Origin of the sequence: Caballeronia sordidicola (assembly GCF_002220365.1) — a bacterium.
GTDB classification, from domain to species: Bacteria; Pseudomonadota; Gammaproteobacteria; order Burkholderiales; family Burkholderiaceae; genus Caballeronia; species Caballeronia sordidicola_C.
The window spans coordinates 1-3,359 of sequence record NZ_MTHB01000283.1 but is presented as its reverse complement, the minus strand read 5'-3'; the positions used below and the strand labels follow the sequence as shown (position 1 = coordinate 3,359).

General features: G+C 56.7%; 2 protein-coding genes. Both read right to left on the bottom strand.

Annotation, left to right across the window (positions count from 1 at the left end):
* Window positions 1-145 precede the first annotated feature (145 nt).
* Window positions 146-2,554: a TrlF family AAA-like ATPase gene (locus BSU04_RS41570; RefSeq protein WP_089166015.1), complete on the bottom strand. Its 2,409-nt coding sequence runs from the start codon at window positions 2,552-2,554 to the stop codon at window positions 146-148.
* Between the two features lie 581 nt (window positions 2,555-3,135).
* A partial coding sequence (locus BSU04_RS41565) for a transposase domain-containing protein (protein ID WP_144021516.1) occupies window positions 3,136-3,359 on the bottom strand: 224 nt, incomplete at its 5' end.

Below are 3,359 nucleotides of genomic sequence, written 5' to 3'. Positions count from 1 at the left end.
CCGGGCGCGTCTTTACTCGCCCTCCGGGCTCCCTTCGACGCGCCGATATCATCTCGCTCATCCGCAGAAACCGACATCCTGACAAAAGTTAGAAATGCGTCTCAGTCAGTGTTAAAGCGGGCCGCCGCCGTTTAAAGGCACTTTCTCACCGCCGTTCACACCAGGTACTGAGCAATTTTTCTCGGGCGCGCTTTAACAACTCACCACGCCCGCGGAAGGGACCAGTCTTGCGAAGGTCGAGCAAGTTCTCGCCTTCGGTCGCCCATTTGTCGACGTTCACAGTCCTGCGCACCGAGAAGGACAGCTTGGACAGAGAGCCGCCTGCCTGCTCGATCCTAGTTTTGATCGGAGCATACAGCTGAGCCAGTTCAACTTCTTCTTCAACGATTGCCTCGAAGACTCCTGTATATGCCGAGCGTCGGGCCTCAATAAGCTCCCGGATCTTCGCTTCCGCACCCTGAGCGCGCTCGATCTGCTGCAGCACTTTCGTAAAAGCCGATTCGGCCTTGGTGATCTTCTCGGAAAGCGCGGAGTACCGTTTTGCGTTTTGAGCGTCGATTCCGACCAATTTCTGCAAACGGGCCATCTCTCGTTCGAGCAACGCAAGCGTCTGGTCGCCAAGTGTGGCATCGTCTGGAATGAGAGGGGTAGCCGGGTCAGCGGTCGGATCGGCAGGGGGGCGCAGCCCTTCCAGGCTGGTGACGGAACGTCGGGCTTCTGCGATGCGAGAGGTCAGGACATTGTCGACGTCACCCACAAAATCAAGCTTGAATGCGTCCCAGTCTGACTGCGTAAGCCCGCTTTCTTCCCTTCGGAGCTGAAGGTCTTCCAACATAGCCGGGGCTTCGCGTGATCGAAAATCCGCGACATCCGTCTGGAGGAGCTGGAGTGCTCGAAGTTTGCGCTTGGCCCGGTCGACGGTCTGGCGCTTCAGATCAACGGAATTGGAGACCGCTTCGAGCCGGCGTGCCCGTACTTCGTTGCCTTTCGCAATCAAGGACCCCCTATCTTTTTTATCTTTATCTATCCCACGGCGGCGTTCATCCCGATCCTTGTCGAGTGCTTTCAGGCCATCCTTTCTGACGCGTTCTTCCGTCAGGTCGGTTGACGCCTTGACCAATGCCTGCTGATGCCGGCTTCGCTTTTCGTGCGATGCCTCAAGCCTAGTATTCAGTAATTCTTGAAACGTGTCTGCTCCCAGCCTTTCCGGATAGGGATGGGCGTTGAAAATGACGCGCTCGATTTCGTCGACGAGCTCGTCGTTCGGCCCGTCGGCCGAGCACAATTGGTCGACAAACTGCTGAGACATGTATTGCACATGCGGATGATCAAGCAACTCTTCCATATCGGTAGCTGTCAGGCCGTTCCAGGTGTCGTCCCCCGATGTCCAGTGGAGACGTGCCTCACTCGGCTCAAGGTACGCTTTTGCCCGCGAAATAAAGGACTTTTCGTTGAGGCGTGGCGACAAGGCAAGTCCTCCGGCCGCAATGAGGTCCGCCAACGCAGTCTTACCGGATCCGCGCGCGCCGATGATCGCCACGAGGCCGGCGTTCAGGTCAACGCTGCTTTTCGAAAGCCACGGCGCATTAGAGACCGCAATTGAATCGATCGTGTTGCCCCGGAGCGCGCCTTTAGGCGGCTCCTCGCCGATGAACACGCGTTCGCCCGGTTCGATACAGACCTGACGCAGGGATTCGAAGGTCAGGTCGCCCTTTATCCAACAAAGGCGCTTGATGTCCGGGGCACCCACCTTCCCTGTGGAGTGAGCATCCGAGCCGTGCAGACACGGTTTCGGGCCGCCGTACTGCCTGTGGAGCTCGTCCACGGAGAGCGCTTCGTTCCCGAGCCAAAAGCTGGTCTGCTTAGGATTGCCACTGAAGATGATGTGCACGAAGCGCTCGAGTTCCTTGCGCATAGCAGCGAACGACGCCGTTTCATCGCGCAGCCCGGAAGTTCCGTCCTTTTCACCACCAGCCACGGCGAAAAGGACATTTTTTTGTGCCCATACGGAGTTCTGGAAGGCCTTTTTTAGGTCCTCGAGTGTCACCTTGAATTGGTTTGCGCCTTCGGTTCGAGCGGCCCCGTCATCCACGATCTTGGGGTTGTAAGCACGACCCAGCCGGATCAAATCAACACGCTCGCACCGGAATACTTCCTTCTCGTACGAGAACTGCAGTTCACGCAGAAATCGATGTACGCGCTCTACGTGATCGGCGTCGTCTGGGCAAAACAGCAAATGAATGTTGACCGCCGACGCGCGCGAGGTCTCGATACTTAGCCGCAACTCGACATTCGGAAAAATGAAACCCACATTGGCAAGACGGCCCCGTTTCTTGTATTCGATAGTACGCTCGTAACCCTCTATGCCGAAGTAGTCCGTTATCCCTAAGGCGCGAAGCGGCGGATTCGTCGCTTCGGCGGCTGCCAGAAACGATTCCCACGGGTCTTTGCCGCTGTACTGGTCATTCAACGCGGTACCCGGCACATGAAGGTGCGGATCCCAGCGATGCCATAGCGACCCACGACCGCTCTCTACTTCAAAGGCGTGCTGCATTCTTTTGTCTTCCCCGTTCTATAAATTAGCAACACGGCGCAATCGGCGGTGTCTGTCAGCACCCGCTACAAACTGGTTTCCGAATAGTCTAATGGATTATCTGCAACGGGCAGCTTGTTCCAATTTTGAGAAGCAAGCGTTGGTGAGTGATCGGATAAAACGTACAGCGAAACCGACACCGGGATGTCTCACCTATGCTTGCAACAGGTCCATTAAGGGGTGCCGTCAGAAAATGGACGAAAACGTACGTTAGCCGCACTGCACAATCAATTGAATCAACGGTTTAGCGGTGGCGTCGATCGGCACCCAGATTGCCAGAACCGGCGCTCGTCCGAGCCTTACGCAGCAAGGCTTGGCTACCCGCTAGCGTGCTCAAAAATCCGAATCCTGAGGCTACCCGGCTTTGCATTTGAGGAGATCGTCGTGACAGACACGCATCTGGAATGCTGGTAAGCGGCTCGGCTGGGCCGTGTCCTCACGCGCGCGCGAGTGAGGCATGATGGCGATGGCGTGTTGGAGTCCGTATAGATCAAGGGAGATCGTGTCCACGATCGGCGATCATGGGGACGATCCATCCAAATCTATCCAGATCTACCGGATTGAGATTGTGGCGGGGTGAGGGGTTTTAGTTTGTCAGCCACATTCCAAGGCAGCAATTCGTCGATGCGAGAGATCTTGTGATCAGCGATGTGGGTCAGGATGTATTCTAGGTAGGCACGCGGGTTGATTCCGTTGAGCTTGCACGTCCCGATCAAGCTATACATCGCGGCGGCCCGCTCGCCCCCGCTGTCGGAGCCGACGAACA